At 62.6% G+C, this 26,535-nt stretch carries 22 protein-coding genes; 10 read left to right on the forward strand and 12 right to left on the reverse strand.

What is annotated here, in order from left to right:
- Window positions 1-12: 12 nt before the first annotated feature.
- Complete coding sequence (locus CK218_RS20435; RefSeq protein WP_095828688.1) at window positions 13-993, reverse strand: GlxA family transcriptional regulator; 981 nt, start codon at window positions 991-993, stop codon at window positions 13-15.
- Window positions 994-1,194: 201 nt separating this feature from the next.
- Between CK218_RS20435 and CK218_RS20440 the strand changes: the two genes are divergently transcribed.
- Window positions 1,195-1,881: a GntR family transcriptional regulator gene (locus CK218_RS20440; protein WP_066993109.1), complete on the forward strand. Its 687-nt coding sequence runs from the start codon at window positions 1,195-1,197 to the stop codon at window positions 1,879-1,881.
- 125 nt (window positions 1,882-2,006) lie between these two features.
- Here CK218_RS20440 and CK218_RS20445 read toward each other — a convergent pair whose 3' ends face one another.
- Window positions 2,007-3,659, reverse strand: a complete 1,653-nt coding sequence (locus CK218_RS20445) for an ABC transporter substrate-binding protein (RefSeq protein WP_095828689.1) — start codon at window positions 3,657-3,659, stop codon at window positions 2,007-2,009.
- Window positions 3,660-3,773: 114 nt separating this feature from the next.
- The gene (locus CK218_RS20450; protein WP_095828800.1) at window positions 3,774-5,771 is read right to left on the reverse strand and encodes an FAD-dependent oxidoreductase; all 1,998 of its coding nucleotides are present in this window, start codon (window positions 5,769-5,771) and stop codon (window positions 3,774-3,776) included.
- A 135-nt stretch (window positions 5,772-5,906) separates the two neighbouring features.
- Between CK218_RS20450 and CK218_RS20455 the strand changes: the two genes are divergently transcribed.
- Window positions 5,907-6,908, forward strand: coding sequence for a helix-turn-helix domain-containing protein (locus tag CK218_RS20455; protein ID WP_143749663.1), 1,002 nt, complete (start codon window positions 5,907-5,909; stop codon window positions 6,906-6,908).
- 47 nt (window positions 6,909-6,955) lie between these two features.
- Here the strand turns inward: CK218_RS20455 and CK218_RS20460 are convergent, their stop codons facing one another.
- The gene (locus CK218_RS20460; protein ID WP_095828691.1) at window positions 6,956-7,372 is read right to left on the reverse strand and encodes a LysR substrate-binding domain-containing protein; all 417 of its coding nucleotides are present in this window, start codon (window positions 7,370-7,372) and stop codon (window positions 6,956-6,958) included.
- Between the two features lie 598 nt (window positions 7,373-7,970).
- Between CK218_RS20460 and CK218_RS20465 the strand changes: the two genes are divergently transcribed.
- The 7 genes from CK218_RS20465 (at window position 7,971) to CK218_RS20495 (ending at window position 15,953) form a co-directional block, all read left to right on the forward strand.
- Window positions 7,971-8,963, forward strand: coding sequence for a glycine betaine ABC transporter substrate-binding protein (locus tag CK218_RS20465; protein WP_095828692.1), 993 nt, complete (start codon window positions 7,971-7,973; stop codon window positions 8,961-8,963).
- Window positions 8,964-9,108: 145 nt separating this feature from the next.
- Window positions 9,109-9,996 (forward strand): proline/glycine betaine ABC transporter permease, encoded by an 888-nt coding sequence (locus CK218_RS20470; RefSeq protein WP_095783385.1) that lies wholly within the window; start codon window positions 9,109-9,111, stop codon window positions 9,994-9,996.
- Window positions 9,989-11,029, forward strand: a complete 1,041-nt coding sequence (locus CK218_RS20475; protein WP_095828801.1) for a betaine/proline/choline family ABC transporter ATP-binding protein — start codon at window positions 9,989-9,991, stop codon at window positions 11,027-11,029. Before CK218_RS20470 ends, CK218_RS20475 begins: the two co-directional genes overlap by 8 nt.
- A 109-nt stretch (window positions 11,030-11,138) precedes the next feature.
- Complete coding sequence (locus tag CK218_RS20480; RefSeq protein WP_066993091.1) at window positions 11,139-12,059, forward strand: dihydrodipicolinate synthase family protein; 921 nt, start codon at window positions 11,139-11,141, stop codon at window positions 12,057-12,059.
- Complete coding sequence (locus tag CK218_RS20485; RefSeq protein WP_095778908.1) at window positions 12,044-13,561, forward strand: aldehyde dehydrogenase; 1,518 nt, start codon at window positions 12,044-12,046, stop codon at window positions 13,559-13,561. The genes CK218_RS20480 and CK218_RS20485 overlap by 16 nt, the downstream gene beginning before the upstream one ends.
- The gene (locus CK218_RS20490) at window positions 13,558-14,889 is read left to right on the forward strand and encodes an FAD-binding oxidoreductase (RefSeq protein WP_095828693.1); all 1,332 of its coding nucleotides are present in this window, start codon (window positions 13,558-13,560) and stop codon (window positions 14,887-14,889) included. The genes CK218_RS20485 and CK218_RS20490 overlap by 4 nt, the downstream gene beginning before the upstream one ends.
- Window positions 14,890-14,957: 68 nt before the next feature.
- The gene (locus tag CK218_RS20495) at window positions 14,958-15,953 is read left to right on the forward strand and encodes a 4-hydroxyproline epimerase (protein ID WP_095828802.1); all 996 of its coding nucleotides are present in this window, start codon (window positions 14,958-14,960) and stop codon (window positions 15,951-15,953) included.
- Window positions 15,954-15,996: 43 nt separating this feature from the next.
- On the opposite strand, the gene CK218_RS20500 is transcribed toward CK218_RS20495, so the two are convergent.
- The 4 genes from CK218_RS20500 to CK218_RS20515 form a co-directional block, all read right to left on the reverse strand.
- Window positions 15,997-17,025 (reverse strand): GlxA family transcriptional regulator, encoded by a 1,029-nt coding sequence (locus CK218_RS20500; protein ID WP_179294554.1) that lies wholly within the window; start codon window positions 17,023-17,025, stop codon window positions 15,997-15,999.
- An 82-nt stretch (window positions 17,026-17,107) separates the two neighbouring features.
- Window positions 17,108-18,661, reverse strand: a complete 1,554-nt coding sequence (locus CK218_RS20505) for a trimethylamine methyltransferase family protein (protein WP_095828695.1) — start codon at window positions 18,659-18,661, stop codon at window positions 17,108-17,110.
- Window positions 18,662-18,897: 236 nt separating this feature from the next.
- A complete protein-coding gene (locus CK218_RS20510) occupies window positions 18,898-19,662 on the reverse strand; it encodes a glucose 1-dehydrogenase (protein ID WP_095828696.1) in 765 nt (254 codons plus the stop codon).
- An 8-nt stretch (window positions 19,663-19,670) separates the two neighbouring features.
- Entirely contained in the window at window positions 19,671-20,438 is a 768-nt protein-coding gene (locus CK218_RS20515) for an SDR family NAD(P)-dependent oxidoreductase (protein WP_095828697.1), read from the reverse strand.
- Between the two features lie 397 nt (window positions 20,439-20,835).
- Between CK218_RS20515 and CK218_RS20520 the strand changes: the two genes are divergently transcribed.
- Window positions 20,836-21,747, forward strand: a complete 912-nt coding sequence (locus tag CK218_RS20520) for a LysR substrate-binding domain-containing protein (protein ID WP_095828698.1) — start codon at window positions 20,836-20,838, stop codon at window positions 21,745-21,747.
- Between the two features lie 437 nt (window positions 21,748-22,184).
- Here CK218_RS20520 and CK218_RS20525 read toward each other — a convergent pair whose 3' ends face one another.
- From CK218_RS20525 to CK218_RS20540, 4 genes are all read right to left on the reverse strand, one after another.
- A complete protein-coding gene (locus CK218_RS20525) occupies window positions 22,185-23,138 on the reverse strand; it encodes an EamA family transporter (RefSeq protein WP_095828699.1) in 954 nt (317 codons plus the stop codon).
- 137 nt (window positions 23,139-23,275) lie between these two features.
- Window positions 23,276-23,845: an EF-hand domain-containing protein gene (locus tag CK218_RS20530; protein ID WP_245435131.1), complete on the reverse strand. Its 570-nt coding sequence runs from the start codon at window positions 23,843-23,845 to the stop codon at window positions 23,276-23,278.
- A 135-nt stretch (window positions 23,846-23,980) separates the two neighbouring features.
- On the reverse strand, window positions 23,981-25,132 hold the full coding sequence (locus CK218_RS20535) for an FAD-binding oxidoreductase (RefSeq protein WP_095828701.1): 1,152 nt from the start codon (window positions 25,130-25,132) through the stop codon (window positions 23,981-23,983).
- A 24-nt stretch (window positions 25,133-25,156) separates the two neighbouring features.
- A complete protein-coding gene (locus tag CK218_RS20540; RefSeq protein ID WP_095828702.1) occupies window positions 25,157-26,476 on the reverse strand; it encodes an aspartate aminotransferase family protein in 1,320 nt (439 codons plus the stop codon).
- Between the last annotated feature and the right edge of the window lie 59 nt (window positions 26,477-26,535).

Raw genomic sequence — 26,535 nt, forward strand, 5'->3', positions numbered from 1 at the left:
GCCTTCAGGAATTCACTGCTTAGCGGCTTGAGCAGGCAAGCGGCCGGGATGCCTGAGATTGGTCGGCGTGATGCCGGTGTGCTGGCGGAATACCCGGCTGAAGTGCCCGGCATTTTCGAAGCCGCATCTGTAGGCGATGTCGCCTATCTGCAGGTCGCTGCCTTCCAGCAGCGACTTGGCGTAATGAACCCTGAGCGCCAGATACGCGGCCATCGGGCTCGTGCCCAGCTCGGTCGCGAAAAGACGCTCGAGCTGGCGCCGGGAGCAATTCAACCGGCTTGCGATCTCGGTGACCGATATCTTTTCCTGCAGGCTGCTTTCCATCAGCAGCAAGGCCCGTTTCACCGCACGGCTCGACGCTTCGGGAAACAGGTCGCCGACGGGCTGCACGTCCCGGATGTTGCGGATGCGATCGAGCACGAGGATCTTGGCGGCCTTTTCCGCCGCCTTCTGACCGATGAATTGCGACACGAAATAACCGGCGAGGTCTGCCGCGCCGGTGCCGCCGGCACATGTCGCGCGGCCGCGGTCGACCGAATAGAGGCTGTCGGCATGCGCATTCACATCGGGGAATTCGGCGCGAAAATCCTTGATGTGGAACCAGCTGACGGCGGCACTGTAGCCGTCCAGCAAGCCGTAGCGCGCCAGCACGAAGCTTCCCGTGCACAGCGCTGTTATCGGCACGCCCTTGTCGGCGGCCCGCAGAAGGAAGGCCTCCTTTTCAGCGCTGAGATTGCGGTTGGTGTCGAGCAGGCCGCCGACCACGACGACGTTGTCGAAATCCTCCGGATTGCCGATCGCCTTGGTCGGCAGCAATTCGACGCCGCAGCTCGCCCGGATCGGCAGGCCGCGCTCGCCGACGATCTGCCAGTCGAACTCCACCCTGCGGCTGCGGTCGCCCTCATCGCCGGCCAAACGCAGCGTGTCGATGAAAAGCGACAGCGGCGACAAAGTGAAATCGCGCACCAGGAGAAACGCAAACTTCTTGGCCATGCTTTTGCGGACCTCTCCCTTGCGTTATCCGAAGCTCATTCAGACAAGATCGCCGTCCGGGCTGTCATTTGGGCCACCGATCCATCCGGTCATATATTGTGTACCAAGAAAATACAATCCGTTGACTCACTTGCAAGTGCATGCGACTCTTCCAACCGTGCCAGATATGTCGATTGGCAGGGATGATTCCGAAGGTGCGCCATGAAGGGAAGCAAGGGCAGTCTCTATGACGATCTGAAGCGTCGCATCCTGACAATGGAGCTCGATCCTGACGAGGATCTGGACGAGGTGGCGCTGAGCGAGCGCTATGGCCTGTCGCGGACCCCGGTCAGGGAAATCTTCCGCCGGCTGGAGGGCGAAGGTTATATCGAAATCCGCGCGAACCGGGGCGCCAGGGTCGTTCCGATGAACCATTCGACCCTTCGGCAATTCTTCCTGGTCGCCCCGATGGTCTACGCCGCCATCGGCCGGCTGGCCGTGCAGAATTTCAAGCCTTCGCAAATGGTAGACCTGAAGGACACGCAGGAGCGTTTTCGTGCCGCCAGCAAGTCAGGCGACGCGCTTTCCATGGTGGTCGAGAACAACAGGTTTCACGAGATCATCGGTGAGATGTCTGCGAACGCCTATCTTCAGCCCAGCCTCGGCAGGTTGCTGATCGACCACGCCCGCATCGGCCATACCTTCTTCCGCCCACGCAATGACGACATGCGCAAGCGGCTGCAGACGGCGGTCGAACATCATGACGGCTTCATCTCGGCCATCGGCGCGCATGAGGAGGACGCCGTCGTCGACCTGGTGTTCGAGCACTGGGAACTGTCGCGCGAGAACATGGAAATGTTCATCGCGCCCCAGGGCATGAAGGCGGACGCGCTAGTCGGCGATAACTGACGGCCGCTCAGGAAAGCGACTGCGGCCGGGATAGGAAGAACGCCTGCTGCCGGGCCCGGTGTCGGCAGCGAAATCTCCCGCTTAAGAAGCAGATTCCGCGGCCGCCACCTCGGGGCACCGATCCGTCAGGCCTGTTCCAGCCAGACCTTTTGCAGATCCATCTGGAAGGTTGGGTGAATGGAGTAGTTCTTCACCTTCATGCTCATGTGATTGTAGAGCTTCTGCCAATAAGGTTGGATGATGATCCCCGAGTCCTGAATGATGGTCTCGATATCCTTCATCACCTCACGCCGCTTTTCGGGGGCGCTCACCGACAAGGCCTCCTTGAGCTTCTTGTCGAACTCCGGATTGGAGTAGCCCGTCTCGTTCCAGGCCTCACCGGTGCGAAACGCCAGCGCCAGAACCTGGACGCCCAGGGGACGCATGTACCAAACGGTCAGAGAGTAAGGATACTTCGTCCAGTCGTTCCAGAACGTCGAGCCGGGCATCACCGTGCGCTTGACCTTGATGCCCGCGTCGCGAAGCTGAGCCGCGATCGCATCCCCCGTGCTCTTGTTCCAGTCATCGTCAACGGTGATCAATTCGTGCTCGAAATCCGCCTGGCCCGCCTCCGCCATGAGTTTCTTCGCTCCTGCCGGATCGCGCGCTTTCTTGGCCAAGGGGTAGTATTCGGGGTGAATCGGGCTGACAAAATGATTCTCGCCCACCGTGCCACGGCCCGCATAGCCGAGTTGTAGCACGACGTTGTTGTCGACGGCCATCTGGAGAGCGTTGCGCACACGCTGGTCGTCATAGGGCTTGTGCGTGACATTGGTACGGGCAACCAGCGTGGTCGCGGTCTGGATCTCGGTCTGGTGAAGTCCAAGCTTGTCCAGGATCTCGACGTAGTCCGCTCCGGTCTCATTGTTGAGATCGACCTCGCCGGACTCGAAGGCGCTTACCATCGCGGCTGGATCGGTTCCGTAGTCGATGAACTCGATCCCATCCAGCAGCGCCTCGCCACCCCACCACTTGCCGCTCTCGCGCCGCTTAACGACGGCCTTTTGGCCGACGTCGTAGGAGACGAGCTCGAACGCACCGGTCCCGATCGGCTTTGTGACCGGATTGGCGCCGTCGGCGTCAAAATTCCGGTGCACGATCAGGCCCGGATAGTCGGTGATATTGGCGATGATGGCGATGTCCGGGTCGCTCGGCGTGAGCTTGACGGTGTAGTCATCAACCTTGGTAACGGCGCCCTCACGCACCTTGCCGGTCTTCGGGTCGACCAGGCTGTTGACGCGTGCCGCCATGGAATTGCCCGGCGCGTTCTTGTCGCACCAGCGGCTGAAGTTGTAGACGACATCGTCGGCGTTGAACGTGTCGCCGTTGTTCCAGGTTACGCCTTTGCGGACATGGAGCAGATATTCGGTGGCGTCGCCATTGACCTCCCAGCTCTCCAGGAGAACCGGCTCGAAAGTGAATTCGCGGGTATACCTGACCAGCGGCTCCAGCCAGGTGCGGCTGATATTGGCCATCTCGACCCAATCATAGGTCCGCGGATCCTTCTGCTGCTTCACCACCATGGCGACGCGAAGCGTTCCGCCCTTCTTGCCTTCCTCGGCGAGCGCCGGCGTCGGCGCGGCCAAGCCGACCATGCCGTAAGCGGCCGCGGTCGATGCGCCGAACGCGCTCGCAATCGCGAGGAATTCGCGCCGGTCCATGCGGCCCTCACGAGCGTCCTTGGCCATGCGCGTTATCGCTTTTGGTACGCGGGTTCCTCCGCTTTTGAAGAACTTCATTTCGAATGCTCCCTGTTGACGATTTTTGTCTCTCACGTATTGCCCCAGCCAATGCGATGCGCCGCTGGCCGAAGAAGGGGCGACTGCTGGCGTTGTCCGGCCGTTGGCTGCGGCCTAGATGGATTGGCCAAGCACCCTCCCCTCGTAGATTGCAGCCACTGCGAGCCGCGGCGCCAAGGCGTCGCCGATGACTTTCGGCTTCAGCGCCGGTGCCAGGTCTTCGAGATCATCCAGCACCCAGGTGTCCGAGACGTTGGTGGTCGCAAGGATCAGTGTGTCGGCGTTGATGACGGTCTCGGCGCCATCGAGGTGGCACCTGACCGTCGCACGGTCGCCATGCCATTCCTTGACCACCGAGTCGGTTATCCATTCGCCGCCGGCGCTCTTGAGCTTGGCCCGCGCCACGCCGTCGCTTTCCGTCCGCTGCAGGTAACGTCCGAGCACCGGCCAGGAGGTGACGACCGTGACGCGATGGCCAGACGCGGCAATTTCGAGAGCGGTGCCGAGACCCCGCCAATCACCGGTGTCATCGATGAGGAGCACATGGTCGCCCAGCCGTGCCGTCCGGGTCATCACGTCCTCGACGGACCAGACATTGGGCAAGTCCACACCCGGAAGGCGGTCCTGCCCAGGCAGTCCACGCTGGAAACCGGTTCCCGCTGGCTGCGAGCCCGTCGCAATGACGATTTCCTCGAAGTCGCGGCCGGCAATCTCCCCAGCGTCAAGCGGGGTATTGAACGAGACGGTCACGCCCAGTCCGGTCAACTGTCGTTCGTACCAGTCGATCAGCTCCAGGATTTGAGACCGGCGAGGCTGCAAGCCCGCAAGCCTGAACTGCCCGCCGAGTTGTGTGCCGGCCTCCGCGAGCGTCACGCTGTGACCACGCTCGGCGGCGACGCGAGCCGCTTCAAGACCGGCGGGTCCGCCTCCCACCACCAGCACACGCTTCGGCGTCTCGGCCGGCCCGAAGCGATCACCGCCCCACTCGAATTCCCGGCCGGCCGAAGGATTGACGAGGCACGAGATCCAATAGTCTCTCGACCGCCTTCCCCAGCACATCTGGTTGCACGAGATGCAGCCGCGAATGTCGGCGTCCCTCCCGCTCTCCACCTTCCTGACCCAATAGGGATCGGCGATCTGTCCGCGAACGATGCTGATCATGTCCGCCTGCCGCGACGAGATAACCTCGTTGGCATTCTCCGGTGTCCGGATATGGCTTTCCGCCTGGACGCGGGTGTGTTTGCAAACTTGTTTCAGCGCCTCGGCGTTGGGAGCGCCAAGCTTGTCGGCAAACAGGAAGGTCGGCATCACGGAAGAGTGGTCGAAATAGCTGCCCGTGCCGCAACTGATGTAATCGATCAGCGCCCGCGTATCGTGATACGCGGCAATCTCCTGGAGCAGTTCCGTGTTCATCCCCACGTCGACAGAGGTGTCGATGCTCGACGCGAGGCCGATAATGAACTCTTCACCGACGGCCGCACGAATGCGCGAGGTGATCTCGGTCGAGAATCGCATCCTGTTTTCGAACGAGCCACCCCAGCGGTCGTCGCGCCGGTTCGACCAGGGAAGCCAGAACTGCTCGATGAGCGAGTTGTAGGGGCCGAATAATTCCACGCCATCGAAACCGCATTTCTTCGCTCGGACAGCGGCGCGAACGAAGCTCTCGATGATCTCCTCGATCTCGGCTTCACGCATCCGGTGGCTGCCGTCTCCATCGTGGTAGGACGGCAGGCCGGATGGCGACCAGTTCGCCGAGTAGGAATTGTCGTAATCCCCGTGCTGGCCGACATGATAAAGCTGGTGAACCATCACCGCGCCTTCGGCCTTGCATGCATCGGTGATCGCCCTGAAACCGGGGATCACCGCATCATCGTCGTGACGGAAATTGCCGCGCGTCAACCGAGCCGTGCGATGGACCGGCATCGGCTCGACCACGATCATGGCCGCGCCTCCCCTGGCCCGCTCCAGGTAGTAGCCCAGGTGCCGCGCTCCAGGCAGACCGTCCTCGGCCATGTTGGCCGTGTGAGCCCCGAAATTGATCCGGTTGCGCAGCGTCTTGTGGCGCAGTTGGAGCGGCTCGAGGATTTTCGGGAAAGCCGGCTTTAGCGTCATTTCAGTTTCGCCGCGAACGCCCATCGGATTGGAACCGACCGAACATTAGCGGTTCGCGAAATTCCAGAATTGTGATTTCGGTGCATTTTTCATAAGAAATGGACCGGCACGCCAGACGTCGTGGAGTAGGCTAAATTGACACCTGCGCTGAAAACCCCCGAGCGCGTGGGGCTCCCCTACCTCAAGATCGGCATCATCCTTTGCCCAAGCTTCACCCTGACGCCGATGGCGAGCTTTGTGGATGCCCTGCGTTTGGCCGCCGACAAGCAGGATCAGAGCCGGCAGGTCTATTTCGCGTGGGATTTCATCTCGGCAGGGCCGCTACCGGTGCGTGCCAGTTGCGGTCTTGAGATGGTTGCGACAGGAAACCTGGAAAATCCGAGCGCCTATGACTGCATAGCCGTTTGCGGCGGACTGGTGCGGGACATGGATCATATCCAGGCGGCGACGTTTGACTATCTGCAGGCCGCGGACAAACGTGGCATTCCCATCATCGGCTTGTGCACTGGCAGCTTTGTGCTGGCTCAGGCTGGACTTCTCAGGCATCGTGAATGCGCTCTGCATTTCGACACCTTGGGCGAGTTCGCCGCCAGGTTTCAGGATGTCAGCCCGGTCACCAGCCAAAATTATGTCATCGACGGCAACATCGTAACATGTCCGGGAAGCATCGTGGCTATCGAGGTCGCGGCTTTCCTTATTGCGCATTACAGCAATGCCGGCAGGGCTCAGAAGGCCCTTAACTACCTTCTGTTCAAACCCGAAGAGCCCCGGATTGTCCTCAGGACGAAACCGTATGAGGAGGCTCTTGGGGCAGCGTCGCGGCTGACCGTGGAGGCTGTGAAAGTGATGGAGACCCGTATTGATACGCCATGCTCGATTGAGGAGCTCGCGCGTTCTCTGAACACCTCCAAAGCGCGCTTGAATCGAGCCTTCCTGGCAGACCTCCGAACCGCGCCCGCGGCATTCTGGCGCCGCATTCGTCTAATCGCTGCGCGTGAACTGCTTGCCAGCCGGCGACGCAGCGTGACTGAGATCGCTTATGAAACCGGCTTCAGCGACACCGCGCATTTCTGCAGCACCTTCAAAAAGCACTTTTCGATGACGCCTGAGCAGTTCAGGCGCATTGGAAAGATTTGATGCGGCTCCGAGAGCGAATGAAGGCCGCCGCCGGACAGCCAATCGCGCTACGAGCGAAGCTCTTTCGATTGAGCCATGAACCAGTCCACAAGCTCGCGCGATTTTCGGCCTTGGCCCGTACGATCATTCGTCAGCAGGAAGAAGGCCCTGTCGGTTCTTATTTCCGACCGCAGCGGACGCACGAGAAGCTTGTTGCTGAGAAGATACTGGGCCGTCAGCGACCAACCCAGCGCGATCCCCTCGCCGGCAAGCGCCGCCTGCAGCGTTAGCTGATGGTCGTAGAAGACGATGTGGGGTTTGATCCCGGCGCCATCGCCTCCCGCCAATTCCACCCATTCGGGCCTGCCCATGCGCTTGCGGTAGGCGTCGGACGAATGGAGCAACCGGTGACGGCCGAGATCGTCGACCGTGCGCAGCTCGGCATGAACCGAAAGGTAGCTTGGCGAGCAGACCGGGGAGATCACTTCGTCGCAGACGAACCAGCTGTTGGGGTCCTGAAAGTCTCGAGGCCGGACTCAGACGGTGACCTTTATGTCCTGATCGGGTTCGATGCCCCTGTCGGTGGCTACGACCCTGATCCTGATATCCGGATGATCCCCCTGAAAATGATAGAGCTGCGGCGCCAGCCAGTGTGAGCTGCGAGCGACGAGCGCAAGGACGGCACGACAAGTCCCTGGAAGAGGCGTGCGGCCTCCGACGACACGCCCGGTGAACGGTCTTCGGCAGGCTATGTGTTATCTGATTATAAAATCTGTGTACGCAGATAATACAATTCGTTGACTCCGGCGCGGCGGTGTGCAATTTTGCGCCCCATCGAAGCGCCGGACCTGCAGGCCGCAACTCCGGTTTCATTACCGATCTGCCGCACGAAGTGTCGGCCGAAGGCCTCAGTGGCGCCTCCGCAGCCGGAAGCAGGCGGGGACATCGCGATCTACCGAGCAATGGGAAGACGATGAGACCGCCGTTTTGCATCACCTGCTAGTCGCAGGCTCAGTTTCGCCGGGCGGCGTGGGTTCGGTGTCACTTCATCAATAAGCCACGCGAAAAAGTGAGGAGAACACAATGAGACGATTGCTCTTTCCCGCCGTTGCCCTTGGGGCTCTGCTGAGCGCCGGAGCCGCACACGCAGCCTGCGGCGACATTACTTTGGCGGTCTTCAGCTGGCAGTCGGCCGAGGCCATGTCCAATGTCGACCAGTTCATCCTGAAGAACGGCTATGGCTGCAACGCCACGACGGTTGCTGGCGACACCGTGCCGACGATCACCGCGATGATCGAGAAGGGCCAGCCGGATATCTCTTCGGAATCGACGCCAAGCCTGCTTGGTGACGTCTATACCAAGGGCGCCGCCGAGGGGCGGATCAGCCAGATCGGCACCGCGATCAGCGACGGACAGGTTTCCGGCTGGTACATTCCCAAATATGTCGCTGACGCGCATCCCGACATCAAGACCGTCGACGACGCCATGAAGCATCCTGAGCTGTTCCCGGCTCCGGAAGACCCTTCCAAGGGTGGCGTTATCCAGGGCCCACAGGGCTGGGGCGACACGGTCGTGACGGCGCAGCTCTATAAGGCCATCGAGGGTGACAAGAAGGGCTTCGAGCTGGTCCCAACGGGCTCGGCTGCAGCGCTCGATGGCGTCATCTCCAAGGCCTATGAACAGAAGCAGGGATTTCTCGCGCAATATTGGGCGCCGACATCGCTGCTGGTGAAGTATCCGATGGTGCGCCTCGAAATGGCTCACGACGATGCCGAGTGGGCGCGTTGCACCTCCAAGCAGGACTGCCCCGATCCGAAGCCGAACTACTGGAAACAGGCAGAGATGGTGACGCTGGCCAGCAGCAAGTTCACCTCGCGTGACGACGTCGGTCCGGTCAAGGACTATTTCGCCAAGCGCAGCTGGACCCAGGCCGAAGTCGGCAAGGTGATGCTGTGGATGACCGACAACCAGGCCAACCGCGAGGACGGCGCCAAGTGGTTCATCAAGAACATGCCGGAAGTCTGGACCAAGTGGGTCCCGGCTGACGTCGCCGAAAAGGTCAAGGCCGCGCTCTAAATCTGGCAACCGAGCAAGTGGAGGCTTTGAGGATTCTCAAGGCCTCCGATGCGGCTCGGTCTGTCGGCGTAGCCTTCGTTCCCTGCTCTCGGCCTGTGGCCGGCAATGTGTCGCCTGTGGCGCACTCACAATAGGGCATCGCGACATGGATTGGCTTTTCAGATTCCCTCAACTCGACCCCGAATTCCTGCTTGCGGTCAAGCGGGCCATCGACGGCGCTTTGAAAGCGCTGACGCGTGGCTACGGTCAATCGATCGAGGATTTCTTCTATCCGCTGCAGCGCGTCCTCATCTTCTTCGAAAGCACCATCTCGAACGCGCCTTGGCCCCTGGTCGTGATCGCCCTGGCCGTCATCGCTTGGTTTGCGGCACGGCGCTGGGCCGTGGTCGCCGCCGTCGTCGGTACGCTCATCGCCATCGGCCTTCTTGGCCTGTGGCAAGATGCGATGAAGACGATTTCGCTTGTCTTCACCTCGACCATCTTCGCCATTGCCATCGGCATCCCGCTCGGCATCCTGATGAACCGCTACAAGCGCGTTGGCGGGGTCATGCAGACGGTGCTCGACGTCATGCAGACGATGCCGCCTTTCGTCTATCTCATTCCGGTCGTCATGCTGCTCGGCATAGGCCGTGTGCCGGGGTTCATCGCGGTGGTGATCTACGCCATCCCGCCGATCATCCGCCTCACCGACCTTGGCATCCGCCTGGTCGACAAGGAGGTCCTGGAGGCCGCTGACGCCTATGGCTGCTCGCGCTCGCAAAAGCTCTGGAAAGTGCAGATCCCGCTCGCCATGCCGACAATCATGGCCGGCATAAACCAGACGATCATGATGGCGCTCGGCATGGTGGTCATCGCCTCGATGATCGGCGTGCAGGGGCTCGGGCTCAACGTTCTGCAAGCCATCGCCAACCAGTACTTCACGCAAGGCATCTTCAACGGCTTTGCCATCGTCGGCATCGCGATCATTTTCGACCGCATCAGCCAGGCCTATGGGCATCGCCTGCAGAAGCACCGGGGTGCAGCACATGACTAGCAACAACGCGTCAATCGAAATCCGTGACCTCTACAAGATATTCGGAAAGTCGCCGGCGCAACATGTCGACGCGGTCCGCAGCGGCATGACCAAGGCCGAATTGGCAAAGGTGCACGGGCAAATCCTGGGTTTGAATAATATCAACATCTCCATGCCGGCCGGAAAGATCCAGGTCGTCATGGGGCTGTCGGGCTCGGGCAAGTCGACGCTGATCCGGCACATCAACCGCCTTATCGAGCCGACGTCCGGCTCGATCATGATCGATGGGCGTAACGTTCTCGACATGTCCGAGCTGGAGCTGCGGGATTTCCGACGCAATCACACAGCGATGGTGTTCCAGAGGTTTGGACTCCTGCCGCACAGGACCGTCATCGACAACGTGACGTTCGGCCTGGAGGTGCGCGGTGTCGAAGCGGCCAAGAGCCGCGATACGGCCATGGGCTGGATCGATCGCGTGGGGCTTTCCGGCTTCGAGACGCGCTATCCGAACGAACTGTCTGGCGGCATGCAACAGCGCGTCGGACTTGCGCGCGCGCTGAGCAACAATGCCTCGATCCTGCTGATGGACGAAGCCTACTCGGCTCTCGATCCGCTGATCCGGACCGACATGCAGACCATGCTTCTCGAACTGCAGACCGAATTGAAAAAGACCATCGTCTTCATCACCCACGATCTCGATGAGGCGCTCAGGCTCGGCGACCAGATCGTCATCTTGCGCGATGGCTCGATCATCCAGCAGGGGGACAGCCAGGACATCCTTTTGCGTCCTGCCGACGATTACATCGAGCGGTTTGTCAAGGACGTCAATCGCGGCCGCTTCATCAAGGTCGATGCCATCATGGAATCCCTGCTGCAATCCGAGAGCAGATCGCTGCCGAAGCTGAAGTCCGGCTTGACGCTCGAGACCGCTGCCAAGGAACTGACGAACTCCTCCTATGATTCAGCCTTCGTCACAGGCGACGGCGGCCGGCCGCTCGGACTGATTTCGCTGAGGCAGATCACGGCGGCTCTTTCATCCGGGGCGGTCGCGTGAGGTACGCAATTGCGTTCTCGGAAAGCGATGACGCGAGAGTTCGCAAACGCCCCTGTTTTGCCGAACAGCCCATTGATCGAAATCGCCACTCCATTGATGGAGAATTATCTTGAAATTCGAAGGCATCTATACACCGGCGATCACGCCGCTCGGCCCCGACGGGCGGATCGACGACGCCGCTTTCGCGGATGTTCTGGAGTCGCTCATCGAAGCCAAGGTGCACGGCATCATCGTTGGTGGATCGACCGGTGAATATTATGCCCAAAGCGCCCAGGAGCGCTTCGAGCTCGGTGCTTATGCCAAGCAGGTGATCGGCACCCGCCTTCCGCTGGTCATCGGCACAGGCGCTACCAGGACCGAAGATTCGGTCGAATACGCCAAGGCGGCGAAGGAGATCGGCGCCGACGCGATCCTCGTCTCGTCGCCGCCATATGCCCTGCCGACGGAGCGCGAGAACGCGGTTCATGCGCTCACCGTCGACCGCGCGGCCAACCTTCCGATCATGCTCTACAACTATCCGGCCCGCATGGGCGTGATGATGGGCGAGGAGTATTTCTCCCGCGTCGGCAAATCCCGCAACGTCGTCGCCATCAAGGAAAGCTCCGGCGAAATGGGCAATTTGCACCGGCTTGCCCGCAAGTTCCCGCACATCTCGCTTTCCTGCGGCTGGGACGACCAGGCGCTGGAATTCTTCGCCTGGGGCGCCAGGAGCTGGGTCTGCGCCGGCTCGAACTTCCTGCCGCGCGAGCACGTCGCGCTCTACGAGGCCTGCGTGCTCGAAAAGAACTTCGACAAGGGCCGCGCCATCATGAGCGCGATGCTGCCGCTGATGGACTTTCTCGAATGCGGCAAGTTCGTCCAGTCGATCAAGCATGGATGCGAGCTGATCGGCCTGAAGGCAGGCGGCGTGCGCGCGCCGCTGCGGCCCCTCAATTCGGAAGAAAAGCGATCCCTCCAGACTGTCGTCGCCACGCTGAAGCGGACGGTCGCCCAGATCACGTCGGGAGCAAACCAATGCATGAGCCTTTGACCGCCGCCGAATACAAGGCGCTCGCCGCCGAGATTCAATTCCCGACCAATGCCTTCATCGACGGAGGCTTCCGCCCGGCGAATTCCGGCAAGACCTTCAGGACGACCAATCCGGCGACCGGCGAGGTGCTTGCCGACATCGCGGCTTGCGACGCCAGCGATGTCGACTTCGCCGTGGCCAAGGCCAGGGAGGCCTTCGACGACGGCCGCTGGCAGCATCTCGCGCCTGGCGAGCGCAAGGCCGTCCTGCTCAAATTCGCCAAGCTCCTGGAGCGCAACCGCCACGAGCTCGCGGTCATGGAAAGCCTCGACAGTGGCAAGCCGATCCGCGAATGCCAGACCGTCGATGTGCCGGACACGATCCATACCATCCGCTGGCATGCCGAGCTGATCGACAAGCTCTACGACAACACCGCGCCCGTTGGCTCGAAGGCGCTGACCATGGTCGTGCGCGAGCCGGTCGGCGTCGTCGGCTGCGTCCTGCCGTGGAACTTTCCGCTGCTGATGCTGGCCTGGAAGATCGGCCCGGCGCTTGCGGCCGGGTGCTCGGTCATCGTCAAGCCTGCCCAGGAGACGACGCTGACCACGCTGCGTGTCGCGGAGCTCGCCCATGAGGCCGGCATCCCGGCCGGCATCTTCAATGTCGTGCCGGGCGGCGGCAAGGAGGTCGGCGAACCGATCGGCATGCATATGGGCGTCGACATGGTGGCCTTCACCGGATCGACGCCGACCGGCCGCCGTTTCCTGCGCTACGCGGCCGACTCCAACCTCAAGCGCGTCGTGCTGGAATGCGGCGGCAAGAACCCGGCCGTGGTTCTCGACGACGCCGAAGACCTCGACCTCGTCGCCGAACAGGTGGTCAACGGCGCGTTCTGGAACATGGGCGAGAACTGCTCGGCCACCTCGCGGCTCATCGTCGACGCCAAGATCAAGGACGAGTTGCTTGAGCGGATCGGCGCCTACATGCGCGAATGGAAGACCGGCGATCCGCTCGACCCTGAAAACCGCATCGGCGCGCTGGTCAGCAAGACCCATTTCGAGAAGGTGAAATCCTTCCTCGGCGACGTGAAGACCGAAAAGCTCTTGGTCGCCCATGGCGGCGCCACGCATAAGGGCGCCTATATCGAGCCGACCGTCGTCGACGGCGTCACGCCTGCGAGCCGCCTCTTCCAGGAGGAAATTTTCGGGCCGATCCTGTCGGTGACGACGTTCAACTCGCTGGGCGAGGCGATCGCGCTCGCCAACGACACGAATTACGGCCTGACCGCGTCCGTCTACACGGGGAGCCTGCGCAAGGCGATCAAGCTCTCCCGCGAGATCCGGGCGGGTGTCGTCACCGTCAACTGCTTCGGCGAAGGCGACGCCACGACACCGTTCGGCGGCTACAAGGAATCCGGCTTCGGCGGGCGCGACAAGTCGGTCTTCGCGCATGACAATTACTGCGAACTGAAGACGGTCTGGATCGACGTTTCGGACCGTTCGGTCGACGAGACCGTCCGGTGAGCGATCTCGTCGTCAAGCGGCTTCCGGCTGAATCCGGAATCTCTGGCTGGGAGGCGATCAGCAGACGCTGCTTCCCGGTCCGCACGCTCGACGGCGACATCAAGGCCGACTGGCTGATCATCGGCGGCGGCTTCGCCGGCCTCTCCGCCGCCCGGCGCCTCGCCCAGCTTCGGCCCGGCGACAGGATCGTCCTGCTGGAAGCCGGAGAGGTCGCCAAAGGCCCCGCCGGCCGGAATTCCGGCTATATGATCGACACCCCGCACAATTTGTCGTCGGGCGAATATTCCGTCGCCGGTGAGGCCGAAACAAAGGCGGAGATCGCCGAGAACCGCTTCGCGATCGCTTTCGCCGCCGAGGCGGCCTCGGAATACGGGATGTCCGCGCGCACCTTCGATCCCTCGGGCAAGATCAATGCTGCGGCGACCGAGCGGGGCATGACACTCAATGCCAATTACGGCCGCTCGCTCAAGACGATCGGCGAAGAGCATCGCTTCCTCGACGCGAGCGACATGCGGGAAATCACCGGGTCGTCCTACTATCTCGGCGGCATCCACACGCCCGGTGCCGTGATGATCCAGCCCGCCGACTATATCCGCGGGCTCGCGGCGGGGCTCGCACCGAAAGTCGACATCTTCGAGCACTCGCCGGTGCTCAAGCTCACCCGGGCGGGAGGAGCCTGGAAGGCGGTGTCGCGCACCGGAAGCGTCACCGCGCCGAAAGTCATCCTCGGCGTCAACGGCCATATCGACGATTTCGGTTACTTCCGCGGCCGCCTGATGCACATCTTCACCTATGCATCGATGACCGCCCCATTCACCGCGAAGTCGACCGGCAAGGACCGGTGGGCCTTGCTGCCGGCCGATCCGATGGGCGCCACGGTCCGGAAGATAACCAGCGAGGGGCTCTCGCGGATCGTGATCCGGACCCGGTTCACCTATGACTGGCCCGTTCGGGTCAGCGAGAAGCGCCTGGCCGGCATCGCCGCCGAGCAGCGTGCTTCTCTGGATGCCAGGTTTCCGGACCTCAAGGATGTGCCGTTCGAATATGTCTGGGCCGGACGGCTTTGCCTCAGCCGCAACCACGTGCCGGCCTTCGGCGAGATCGATGACGGCCTTTATTCGGCGTGCTGCGAGAACGGCCTTGGAACCGTCAAAAGCACGCTCGCGGGCGTCATGGCCGCGGATCTCGCGACCGGCACCCGGTCGAACACGCTCGACAAATATGCGGATCAACCGCAGCCCGCGCGGCTTCCTCCCGAGCCGTTCGCGTGGATGGGCATCAACACGGTGATCCGTTTGCAGGAATTGCGTGCTGGCCGCGAGGGATGAGCCTGGCGGGGCAATGTGAGGACGTGGCCCGGATGGCGACGTCCACTTGATGGGAAATGAGAAAGATCATGCGCCGCAGCTTCTTTTGCATCGACGCCCACACCTGCGGCAATCCGGTCCGGCTCGTCGCCGGCGGCGGCCCCTTGCTGCCGCACGCTCCGATCGCCGAGCGGCGCGAGTTGTTCATGCGCGAGCATGACTGGATCAGGCGAGCGCTGATGTTCGAGCCGCGCGGACACGACATCATGTCGGGCGCCATCATCTATCCGGCCTACCGCGAGGACTGCGATTTCGCCGTCATCTTCATCGAGGTCAGCGGCTGCCTGCCCATGTGCGGCGCCGGCACGATCGGACTGGTGACGGCGGCGCTCGAAGAAGGGCTCGTCACGCCGCGCGTCCCGGGCAAGCTCTCGATCGAGACGCCGGCAGGAAGGGTCGACATCGAGTATGACAAGCCGGGCGCCTTCGTCGAAAGCGTGCGCATGTTCAACGTCGCGAGCTACCTGCATGCCGCCGATGTCGGCGTCGATCTACCTGGTCTCGGCCGGCTCGTCGTCGACATCGCCTATGGCGGCAACTTCTACGCGGTGGTCGAGCCGCAACAGAACTGGCACGGTCTGGACGGCATGTCGGCCAGCGACATCGTCGAGCTCAGCCGGCGGCTGCGCGACGCGCTGGCGCCTAACTGCGATCCAATCCATCCGGAGGATGACAGGATACGCGGCGTGCATCATGCCATCTGGTGCGACGGGCCTTCAGGCGATGGCGACGGCCGCGGCGCGGTGTTTTACGGCGACAAGGCGATCGACCGATCGCCGGGCGGCACCGGAACGTCGGCGCGCATGGCGCAACTGCATGGCAAGGGCCGCCTGAAGGTCGGCGAGACGTTCCGTCAGGAGAGCCTGATCGGCACGGTGTTCAAGGGCCGCGTCGAGGTGGAAACTAACATCGGTCCGTTCAAGGGCATCAAGCCGAGCATCGACGCCTGGGCGCAGATCATCGGCCACAATACGATCTTCGTCGACGATCGCGATCCGCTCGCGCATGGGTTCCAGATCCGCTGACGGCAAGCGGACACAAGCGCCGGCATGGCGAACCGCCTGGCCCCTACCCCAGGCCAGGCCCGACCCAGGCCGGCACCATCGCGCGACATTGTTGCGGCGAGATGCCGTTGAACGCCCGGAAGCACTTTGCAAAGTGCGAGGCGGATATGAAGCCGCACGCCATGGCGATATCGACGATGGGCAAGCGCGTCCCTTCGATCAGGCGCTTGGCATGGTCTGTGCGTATCCGCAGATAGTGCCGCACTGGCGGCACCTCGATATGAGCAGCAAACAAGCGTTCGAGTTGGCGCCGTGACACTCCGGCCCGATGTGCAACCTCATCCATGGAGAGCGGAAATTCCACATTCTCTTCCATGATCCGCATCGCCATCACGAGCTTGTCGCTCACCCCGGCGAAGGCAAGACCGGTCGGGCCGGTCTGCCGGTTTGAGCCTGAGCGCTGGCCCTCTACGGTCGCATGCCGGCACACCTCTTGCGCGATGTACCCGCCGGCATGACTGCCGATCAGATCGATCGCGAGGTCGAAGGCCGCCAGCTCGCCGGCGCAAGTTGAATATTGTCCGTCTTTGACGAACAGGGAGTCTCGTATTCGCGGCTGATTGAAAACTTCGGAAAATGCGGCGAGCCGAGACCAGTGGATCGTACAACGCGTTCCCGCAAGCAGACCGGTCTGCGCCAGCAGCCATGTCGCCGTTCCAACCGCCGATATCGAAACGCCGCGACGTGCAATCGTGCGCAGAAATCCATTAAGTTGTGGGGTCAGTTGCCGTTCGACCGGTTCGCCCGCCAATATCGCGAGCTGGTCCGGCTTGCGATCGTCCGATTTGCAACCCAGTTCATCGATTGTTGCATCGACCGCAATGGAGAGGGCGTTCGCACCCTCCACGGGCCGAGCGTCCAATCCCGCGATCCGCCAGCGGAACAGTGGCAAGCGCGATATCGTATTGGCGATGCGAAACGGTTCGATATAGGCGTGGAGCGCCAGATGCGAGAAGCCGGGCAACACCAGAACCACCAAGTCGAAGGGCCTGTCGGCGATCGCCGAAATCTCCGGCGTGGCGCAAGACTTCATGGCCCTTATGTTCGCGGACGCGTTCATCAGGCGGCGTAGACGCCGATTGGCTTACCGGACGTTCCGGGCTCGGGGGTCACGCTCAGTATTCCTCGTTCAGCGCATCGACCGCGGGGATCTCGCGCGAGCGCCGGTCGATGTAGGCGCGCAGCTCCTCGTCTGTCGCTATATCGAGCGTGGGCTCTTCGTATTCGGCCAGAAGCCTGCGGGCATGCTCGAGTGCCCGCTGTTTGATGTCCTTGGCGCCGTCCGCGTACCACTGCTCGATCGAGTTGTTGTCGAACAGCTTCGGGATGAAGAAGGCCCGCTCGAAATTCGCCTGCGTGTGCGGATGGCCAAGATAATGGCCGCCCGGCCCGACGTCACGCACGGCAGCCAAGGCCTCATCGAAGTCGTCCCACTGGATTCCCTGCGTCATCCGATAACCCATCGAGCAGACCTCGGCATCGACGACGAACTTCGCGATCGAGCAGTGCATGCCGGCTTCGTTCCATCCCGCCGAATGCCAGATGTAGTTCGCGCCCGACATCAGCACCGCCATCATGGTCATCGCGCTCTCATAGCCGGATTGAGCATCGAAGACCTTGGCACCGCCGAGCAGGTTGGACGTGCGCCAAGGCACGTTGTAGCGGCGCGCCATCTGGCCAATCATGAAGTTCATCAGCGATATCTCCGGCGTCCCAGCCATCGGCGCGCCGGATTGCATCGAGACCGTCGACAGATAGTGCCCGTAGATCGCCGGGCAGCCTTTGCGGATCACTTGGGTATAGGCGAGCGCGGAGAGCGCCTCGGCATTGAGCTGCGCGACAGCGGCGGCTGTGGAGGCCGGTGTATTGGCGCCGCCCAGAACAAAGGGCGAGCACAGCACCGGCTGGTTGCGCCTGCAGAAGGCACGCATGGCGCCGAGCATCACCTGGTCCCAGACCAGCGGCGAATTTCCGTTGCAATTGCCCGTCGCGACCGAGTGTGTCTCCAGGAAGCCTTCGCCGAACAGGATCTCGCACATGTCGAGCACGTCGTCGGCATTCTTGGGCGAAGTCGTCATGCCCATGAACATCTTGTCGGAATGCTTCATCGACGAGTAGGTGATGTGCAGGTGCCGATGCGCGACCACGATGTCCATCGGCTCGACGATGTGGTGCGCCGATGAGTGCAGCGCCGGCATCATGTGGGCCAGCTTGTGAAAGGTCCCGAGATCCGCGATCGTCGGGCCGCGTCTGACATCGTCGAGGTCGCGCATGTAGGGCGCACCGGTCATCGGCACGAAGATCGACTTCGGCCCGCCGAGCTCGACATTTTTCGCCGGGTCGCGGGCGAAGTACTCGATCCTGGAGGGAATGGTCTTGATGAGTTCCATAACCAGGCCGCGGTCGAGATGAACACGGTCGTCGGCTCTGACCTCGGCGCCGGCCCTCTTCCAATCCTCGATCGCGATCGGGTCGCGAAACACGACGCCCACGTCTTCGAGGATCGCGAGGGAAGCCTCATGAATACGCTCGACCTGCTCGGCATCCATCGGCTCCACAACCGGCAGGCCGCGCTTCAGCGTCGGCAGCATGTCGATCTTCGGTGCCGTGCGGATGGTCCGTCGCGCCTCCCGCCCACCTCTACGAGAAACTTGCAATTGAGCAGTCATGGCGGTCTCCGAGAAAAAATTTGCAACCCTTGTGAGCTGGCGGAACTATTGCCGAAACGGGGAGATTTCACCTACTGCAAAAGTCTCACGCGCCTGTTGAGCAAAAGCGCGTAAAGGCCGAAGCTCCAGTGCTGAACAGCCGTCGCCGTCCGACGGTCACGACGCAGGCTTCGGGCCTGGTCGAGCTTGTCCCTAGTCGCGTGGTGAGCCTGTAACGGATTGCCGAACTTCCGGCTTTACGAGACCGGCAGCGGAAGTTTCTTTGTGCGGCCGCCGTCGATGACGTAGACCTGACCGGTGACGAAGGCGCTTTCTTCCGAAGCTAGCCAGACCGCGAGGTTTCCGACGTCCGTTGGCTGGCCGAGACGCCCGACTGGATGCATGACAAGCAGTTCCCTGCGGACGCGGTCGCTGTCGGTCATGCTGTCGATGTAGACCTCGCTGAGGTCTGAATTGATCCAGCCCGGCGCGATGGCATTGCAGCGGATACCCTCATGCCCATGGTCCACGGCGACCGCTGCCGTGAAGCCGTGGATGCCCGCTTTCGAGGCCGAATACGCGGGATGCCCCGGATTGGACGCCAGCCCTTCGATCGAGCCGATGTTGACGATGCTTGCAGCGCCGCGCTTGCGAAGATGCGGCATTGCCGCTTTCGTCAGGAGGAACGGAGCCTTCAGATTGATGTCCATCATCTGGTCCCAATCTGCCTCGATCATCTCGTCGACCGTCTTCTCGAACATGATGCCGGCGTTGTTGACCAGGATATCCAGCCCGCCAAGCCGCTCAACGACGGTCTCGACGGCCGAGGCAATGTCCTGGGAATTCGAAAGATCGGCTTTCACATAAATGGTGCGCTCGTTGAGGATTTCGTCGGGCGGGGCATTTCGCTGGACAATGGCGACTTTTGCCCCCTCCTCGACAAAGCGCTGGGTAATGCCGGCACCGATGCCGCGTCCGCCGCCGGTGATGATTGCAATCTTGCCTGCCAATCTGTCGGCCATGTGTATCCTCAATAGACAGGCTTTGCGCCGTTGACTTCGACGGTCGTGCCCGCGACGTAGCGAGCGGCGTCGGAACTCAGAAAATAGACCACCTCGGCGATATCTTCCGGCTCGGCGATACGGCCGAGCGGCACGGACCTGTTGAGCTCTGCAATGGCGGTGTCGGGATTGAAACCGCGCTTGGCGAAGCCGGTGCGCAGCATCGGCGTGTTGACCTCGTTCGGGCACACCGGGTTGACCCTTATCCCATCGCCGGCATGATCGCGGCCGAGACACTTCGAGAATGCCGCCACGGCCGCCTTGCTGGTGCAGTAGGCCGCGTGGCCAGGCCCGGGGTAAAGTCCCCAGCAGGATGCGATGTTCACGATCGCGCCGCCGCCGCGGCCCTTCATGTGACCGATGGCTTGCCTGCACGTATAGAAGATCGACTTCAGGTTGATGTCGAATGTCCGCTCCCAGTCGTCGTCGGTCGTCTCGAGGATGTTTCCGCGGGTGATGATGCCGGCGTTGTTGACAAGCACGTCCAGACGCCCTGTGGCCTGGATGGAATGGTCGATCAAATCCTCGCAATAGGCCTTGTTGCGGAGATCGCCGGCCTTGCTCCAGACATTCTTTTCGCCTCCGTTGAACTCGACCCCGAGCCTGTCCAGCCCGGCCTGGTCGGCATCACCGGCAATCACACGATAGCCGTTGGCAATGAACTGTCTGCTTATCGCTTGCCCAATGCCTCCGGCCGCGCCCGTTATCACGACCGTCTTCTTCGCAGTATCCGTCATTGCTCGAGCCATCTTCGTAGGGGAGAGTTCAGTGCATATTCTCGAAACCGCCGCCGAAGGCCAGCGGCGCGGGCCTGCAAAAGACTCACCTCCTTGTTGAGTTGCGCGGCGCCAGAACTCGTAGAGAGGCAGCGCGCAGAAAAATCATTCGCACGCTTTGACGGTATTGACGGCAGGTGCCTCATGGCAGCGGTGTCGGACGCTGATTGGAAGGCGTCGCGGTAGGCGGGGCTGGGCGGATTGGATTCTCCTATGGTCCGCCGCAAAGGGTTGGGGATCGCCGCCATAGCTGTGGAAACACCGCTATCGCATCGGCTGCAGGCAGTTTCGGACAAGTCGGGCCTCTCTTGCTCAGGCTGTCGCGCTGCGCGATCATCGAAGTGTTGAGAGTTTGGACATGGTTCGCCGCTATTACGACCTGCCGTCATTGACCGCGTTGGCGGTTTTCGAGGCGTCCGCCCGGCACCTGTCGTTCAGGCTGGCGGCTGCGGAACTGAACGTCACTCCCGGCGCCGTGAGCCGACAGATCAAAGCGATCGAGGACGAGCTCGGAGTGCCGCTCTTTACCCGCCTCGGCACCGGCGTGGCGCTGACAAGCGCAGGCGAAGATCTTTATGGCGTGCTGGCCAGCGGCTTTTCGCGAGCCGCCGACATTGTCCGAAATGTGAAGCGCGGCGATCGTTCGAAGAACGTTACCCTGGCTTGCTCGGATGCGCTGGCATCGATGTGGCTGATCCCGCGCATGCCGGTCTTCTGGACGCGGCACCCTGACATTTCCGTTGATCACCTGATCTCGGACAATCCTCGCGACTATCGCCGCGCCGAGGTCGAATTGCGCATCCGCTACGGATTTGGGTCGTGGCCGGACGAAACCGCCGAGTTGCTTTTCGACGAGACCATCTATCCGGTTTGCGGGCCGGGCTTTGCGAGCAGCCATCGCGATGCAACGGCGGACTCGCTGGCTGACTTGCCACTGCTGCATGTTGATTGGGTTGATCCTGATTGGGCCGGCTGGGACGAAGTTTTGCGACGCGCCGGCGTGCCCCACGGTTCGACCAGAGGTCGGCGCTTCGGCAAGTTTTTCGTGGCGCTGCAGGCCGCCCAGGCCGACCAGGGCGTTGCGGTTGGCTGGCACCGCCTGGTCAACGCGCAGGTCGACGAAGGCAAGCTGGTCAGATTGATCGATCTCGAACTGCCGGCGCCCGGCGGCTACTATCTCACCTGGAATGACAATCGTAAGCTTTCCCCCGCTGCAGAGAGCCTGCGCAGCTGGATCCGGGAAGTGGCGGCAGAGGAACGAGCGAGCTAGAGCTCGCTGGCGCAGCCTCGGCCAAGCGTCGGCGGGCTGGGCGCAAAGTGTCGGCCACAACACCATATTCGTCGACGACCGCGATCCGTTGGCCCACGGATTCCAGATCAGGCAGGCGCTTGCTTCGCTGCCTTGTCGTGGCCTCGGTCGTCCGAATGGCCGAGCATGCGAAGCGCACGGCCGATATTTACCTAAGCTGGCCAGTCTGGCTATCGTCCTTAGGGATGCGTTTCAATTGTATTAGCATTAGCGCATATTTCTATCAGCCGGTGCCCTCTTAGCGAAGTCCCCGTACTAGGTCCCCGCCGGTTAGGCCCGGTGGCCCTTGCCTTTCGCCACCAAACCCACAAGGGCTCCGGGCCGCTCCCGTGTCAGGGTGTCGACAGACCGACCGCGCCGATGCGGTACACGCTTTCCTTGCACTTGCCATCACCGGGCTACGCGACGCGAGCCGCATGCGGCTTCAGCATCGTGGCGAGCACGATGCCGGCGACGATGAAGGCGGCGCCGATGAGATCGTAGTCATGCAGGCTCTCGCCGAGCAGCAGATAGGCGAGGATGGCGACGAACATCGTCTGCAGATAGAGCAGCATGCTCGCCCGGCTGGCGCCGAGCGTCGCCACGCTGCGATTGTAGAGATAGTACATCAGGGCGCCGCCCGGGCCCGCCAGATAGGCGAGCGCGAGCCAGCCATGGACGTTCAAGGCGGAGCGCTCGTCGTTGGCCAGTTCCCACAGATGGAAAGGCAGGGCGACGAGCGCGCCGGCGCCGAGCAGGAGCACCACCAGCGGCAACAGCTCGATGCCGAATTTGGACCGGCGCACCAGCACGGTGTAGAGCGCCCAGCAGAACGCGCTGCCGACGATCCACAATTCGCCCAGGTTGAACTGTAGCTGAAGCAGCGCGGTCAGGTCGCCATGCGCGACGATGACCAGCATGCCGGCGAGCGCAACCACCGCGCCGAGCGCCTGCCAAAGCCCGAGCGGCTCGCCGAGCACGAAACGCGCGAGCACCATCGTCATGACCGGAGACAGCGCCATGATGATGCCGGCCGTGGTCGCGTCGGTGTCGGCGAGGCCGCGGTAGATCATGCCCTGGCAGAGCGTCAGGCCGATCGCTCCGACGGCGACAATCTCCAGCGGCCGGGATTTGACAAGCGCAATCATCGCGCCGTGATGGCGATGCACGATCGGCAGCAGGATGGCGCAGGCGAGCGCAAGCCGCCAGAAGCAGAGTCCCCAGGGCGGCATTTCCGGCGCCACCCATTTGGCCGCGATATAGACGCCGGCCGACAGCAGCCAGCACAGCACCGCGGCCGGATAGCCGGAGAGCGAAGGTACCGAGGCGGCGGCGGACTGTTCCGCCGGATGAGCTATCGGCACCGCCTGCATGTCATGCCCCCGTTCAAAGAACGTCAGCGCCCAAGGATGGCGGCAATATATCTCAATCCCTGGCCGTCACATATATGCGCTTCCATGGACAGCGGCGGCTAAGATGCTTCGCTCCGGCTGGATGTGCTTCGGCGCCGCTACCGCATGCGCCCGCCACCGGAGCCATGCATGAACGACTGCAGCTCGTCCAGGTCGAGGCTGCCGTCGCCATCCTCGTCGGCGGCGTTGAAGATCCTGCCGACGATATCCTGAACTTCGCCCTGCGACAGTGCGCCGTCGCCGTCGGCATCCACTATCGCGAACATGACCTGCATACGGGCGCGGTGCATCATGCGCGGTCCCATCCGATCAGGCCTGCCAGCCATTCTGTCGTCGTCGCGCCGCGCTTGTCTGTCTTCGCGGTGCCAACGTCCGCCATGCCGGGGTCCCTGTTCAGCCGAACGATCTTCCTGCAGCTTTTCCTGGAGCGCGTCGTCGATCATCCGGCGGATCATCTCGCGCGTCGGACCTGCGGGTTGAGCATTGGTTTCCGGTGTCGCGGTCGGTCCGGGCTTCTGCGGAATCGGCGTGGGCTCCGGCGCGGCACTTGTCTGGGCAAGGACCGGGAAGCTCATGAATAGCAAGGCAGCAGCGGCGGCTGTAGTTCTGTACGGAAGTTTCATCGGGTTCTCCCTTGAGCTGTGACTGTCTCTCAAACTGAGATGCACAACCAACCTGCTCTCGATCCGATGGTTCCGCGCGAAGCGCCGATGGCCCAAGAAGTGTTTCGAGCCTGCAGAATGCCGGCGCGCTCCTAGGCGCGTGACACCGACTTCGACATCCCGCCAAGCTCCATCGCTCAATCACCTAGGAGCAATGTTTCGCGCTGCCGACGGCAGCAGGCTCTCGGTGCCGGGCGCGGAAACCGGGGCGCCGTGAAGAACCCAGTCGGCCGCGATCTGCCCGATCACCGGGGCCAGCTGGATGCCGTAGCCGCCGGCGCCGGCGGCGGTCACCAATGTCGGCTCGGAAGCATCGATCGGGCCGACGAAGGGGCGATGGTCGGCGGTCACGGGGTAAAGGCCGGCCCAGCCCCGGCCAAGCCGCGCGCCCGGCAGGTCCGGCAGCCGCTCGAGGAGAAGCTCCGCCAGTCTGACCTTCGATCGTTCCTCGCACTGGTCGTTGTAATTGTCGGGATCCTCCGGCGCGAGCGAGTCCACCTTGTGGATCTCGGCGATCAGTTCGGTGCTTTTCTCATGGCGGAAATTGAGGCCGCTTCCCTCGCCGTTCACCAGATCCATGACCATCGGCATCGTGTAGCCGAGCGGCTCGTCGAGATGGATGACGACCGCCTCGTGACGCTCGGGCCAAATGTGCAGGCGCTGGCCGAAGAGCTCGGCGACCTGAGGCGCCCAGGCTCCTGCCGCATTGACCACGACATCGCAATCGATCGGATCGCCGCTGGTCTCCAGCGTGTAGCCGCGCGCTCGCCGCCTTACCCCGAGCAGCTTGCGATACTGGCGGATTTCGCCGCCCTCTGCGCGGACCGCCTGCGCCAGGAAAGTGCACATCTCGTGAGGGTCGAGGAAGCCATTGTCGGGCCCGAACAGCCCACCCTCCAGGCCATCCGGGTCGATATGCGGCACGAGTTCCGTGAGTTCGTTCGCACGATAGAGTCGCGAGCGCAGGCCGGCCGCTTCCTGAATTTCTACCGACTTTGCAAACAGTTCCATCTGCTTCTTCGTGCGCGCCAGCCGCAGGTAGCCGATATGGTTGAAGCCAAGCCCCTGGCTCTCCCATTGGCGGAAGCGGCGCAACGCATGAACGCGAAGCATGATCTCGAACGGATCGGTGAATTGCGATCCGACCACGCCGACCGACCTGCCGCTCGATCCGGAGGCGATCGACTGGCCTTCGAGCACGGTCACGCGCGCGCCCTGTTCGACAAGGTGGAGGGCCGAGCACAAACCCAACGTGCCGGCGCCGATCATCACCACATGAGGAGAAGCTGTCATCCGTGATCCTCCTGTCGGCCTGTCTCAGGACTGGCGAGCGATCTCGCCCAGGGTCTCGTCGATCGCCTGCAGAATGGCGCGGGCGTCCGCCTCGGTCATCGGTGTCGACAGCGCGAACAGGCCATAGCTGGCCGACAAGACGCCGCGGCCAAGCAAGCCCTTGTGGAAGGCATCGAGCTTCCTGCGTTCGGCCTGGCCCGGATAGACGGACCGGTAATCCGTGACCGGATGCGACGTGAAATGGACCTTGAAGAGCGAGCCCAGGCCGACGCATTGGCCGGCAAGACCATGCTTGCCCAATGAGGCCGCGATCCCGTCGCGCAACAACGCGCCGAGGCGATCGAGGTGGGCAAAGATTTCCCTGGTCAGCGCCCGCATCGCGGCAAGCCCGGCGCGCATCGTCACCGGATTGGCGGTGAAGGTGCCGCCATGCGGCAAAGCGGGCTTGCCCTGGGTCGGATCGAACACCGCCATGATGTCGGCCCGGCCGCCGACGGCACCCACGGGAAAGCCTCCGCCGATGATCTTGCCCAGCGCCGTCAGGTCGGGCTGGATGCCCCACAGCCCCTGCGCGCCCGAATATCCGAGGCGGAAGGAAATCACCTCGTCGAAGATGACCAGGGCACCCGCCGCATGGGCGATCTCGACCATGGCGTGCAGGTAATCCTGCCGCGCAGGAATGAGACCGGCGCGGTTCGGCATGGGATCGATCAGCACGCCGGCAATGGTATTGCGCTCAGCGGCGAAGACCGCGCGCAGCGCTTCGCTGTCGTTGAAGGGCACGGCGATCACATCGTCCAGCACCCCGCGCGGCGTGCCCCTCGCATAGGGCGTGGAATTCGGCATGTCTCCCCAATTGGCGGGAGTACTGTCGAGGCTGACTTCGGCGAAGTCGTATGAGCCGTGATAGGCGCCCTCGATCTTGACGATTTTCGGCCGCCCGGTGAAGGCGCGCGCGGCCTTGATGGCCATCATCACACCCTCGGTGCCGGAGTTGGCGAAGCGGATCCGGTCGACCGAGGGCAACCGCTCGACCAGCAGCTCGGCAAGCTCGATCTCGCTGACCGTCGGCGCACCGAAGGCCGTGCCGAACGGCAGCTGGTCGATCACCGCGGCGGCCACATCCGGTTGCGTGTAGCCATGGATCATCGAGGTGAAATTGTTGATGCAGTCGTAATAGACGTTGCCGTCCACATCCCACACCCTGCACCCCTCGCCTCGCGAGGCATAGATCGGAAACGGATCGACAAAGACCGTGGTGCGCGTGTTCCCGCCCGGCATCACCTTCTTGGCTCGCTCGAACAGGGTCTTCGACAGGGGCATTGCGTCTGGATAGTGCGGCATGGTTCTCCGAGGCGAATTGGGGAGCGAAGCGGAGCTGCAGCGGAAGCTGGAGTCGTTCA

The organism is Mesorhizobium sp. WSM3879 (genome assembly GCF_002294915.1).
Lineage (GTDB): Bacteria > Pseudomonadota > Alphaproteobacteria > Rhizobiales > Rhizobiaceae > Mesorhizobium.

Bases quoted from the DNA above. Each gene is read 5' to 3' on its own strand.
- CK218_RS20495 (WP_095828802.1), top strand. From the start codon at position 14,958: ATGCGCCGCAGCTTCTTTTGCATCGACGCCCACACCTGCGGCAATCCG.
- CK218_RS20500 (WP_179294554.1), bottom strand. From the start codon at position 17,025: ATGAAGTCTTGCGCCACGCCGGAGATTTCGGCGATCGCCGACAGGCCC.
- CK218_RS20535 (WP_095828701.1), bottom strand. From the start codon at position 25,132: ATGACAGCTTCTCCTCATGTGGTGATGATCGGCGCCGGCACGTTGGGT.
- CK218_RS20525 (WP_095828699.1), bottom strand. From the start codon at position 23,138: ATGCAGGCGGTGCCGATAGCTCATCCGGCGGAACAGTCCGCCGCCGCC.
- CK218_RS20445 (WP_095828689.1), bottom strand. From the start codon at position 3,659: ATGAAGTTCTTCAAAAGCGGAGGAACCCGCGTACCAAAAGCGATAACG.
- CK218_RS20435 (WP_095828688.1), bottom strand. From the start codon at position 993: ATGGCCAAGAAGTTTGCGTTTCTCCTGGTGCGCGATTTCACTTTGTCG.
- CK218_RS20465 (WP_095828692.1), top strand. From the start codon at position 7,971: ATGAGACGATTGCTCTTTCCCGCCGTTGCCCTTGGGGCTCTGCTGAGC.
- CK218_RS20440 (WP_066993109.1), top strand. From the start codon at position 1,195: ATGAAGGGAAGCAAGGGCAGTCTCTATGACGATCTGAAGCGTCGCATC.
- CK218_RS20450 (WP_095828800.1), bottom strand. From the start codon at position 5,771: ATGACGCTAAAGCCGGCTTTCCCGAAAATCCTCGAGCCGCTCCAACTG.
- CK218_RS20510 (WP_095828696.1), bottom strand. From the start codon at position 19,662: ATGGCCGACAGATTGGCAGGCAAGATTGCAATCATCACCGGCGGCGGA.
- CK218_RS20520 (WP_095828698.1), top strand. From the start codon at position 20,836: ATGGTTCGCCGCTATTACGACCTGCCGTCATTGACCGCGTTGGCGGTT.
- CK218_RS20515 (WP_095828697.1), bottom strand. From the start codon at position 20,438: ATGACGGATACTGCGAAGAAGACGGTCGTGATAACGGGCGCGGCCGGA.
- CK218_RS20505 (WP_095828695.1), bottom strand. From the start codon at position 18,661: ATGACTGCTCAATTGCAAGTTTCTCGTAGAGGTGGGCGGGAGGCGCGA.
- CK218_RS20470 (WP_095783385.1), top strand. From the start codon at position 9,109: ATGGATTGGCTTTTCAGATTCCCTCAACTCGACCCCGAATTCCTGCTT.
- CK218_RS20540 (WP_095828702.1), bottom strand. From the start codon at position 26,476: ATGCCGCACTATCCAGACGCAATGCCCCTGTCGAAGACCCTGTTCGAG.
- CK218_RS20485 (WP_095778908.1), top strand. From the start codon at position 12,044: ATGCATGAGCCTTTGACCGCCGCCGAATACAAGGCGCTCGCCGCCGAG.
- CK218_RS20475 (WP_095828801.1), top strand. From the start codon at position 9,989: ATGACTAGCAACAACGCGTCAATCGAAATCCGTGACCTCTACAAGATA.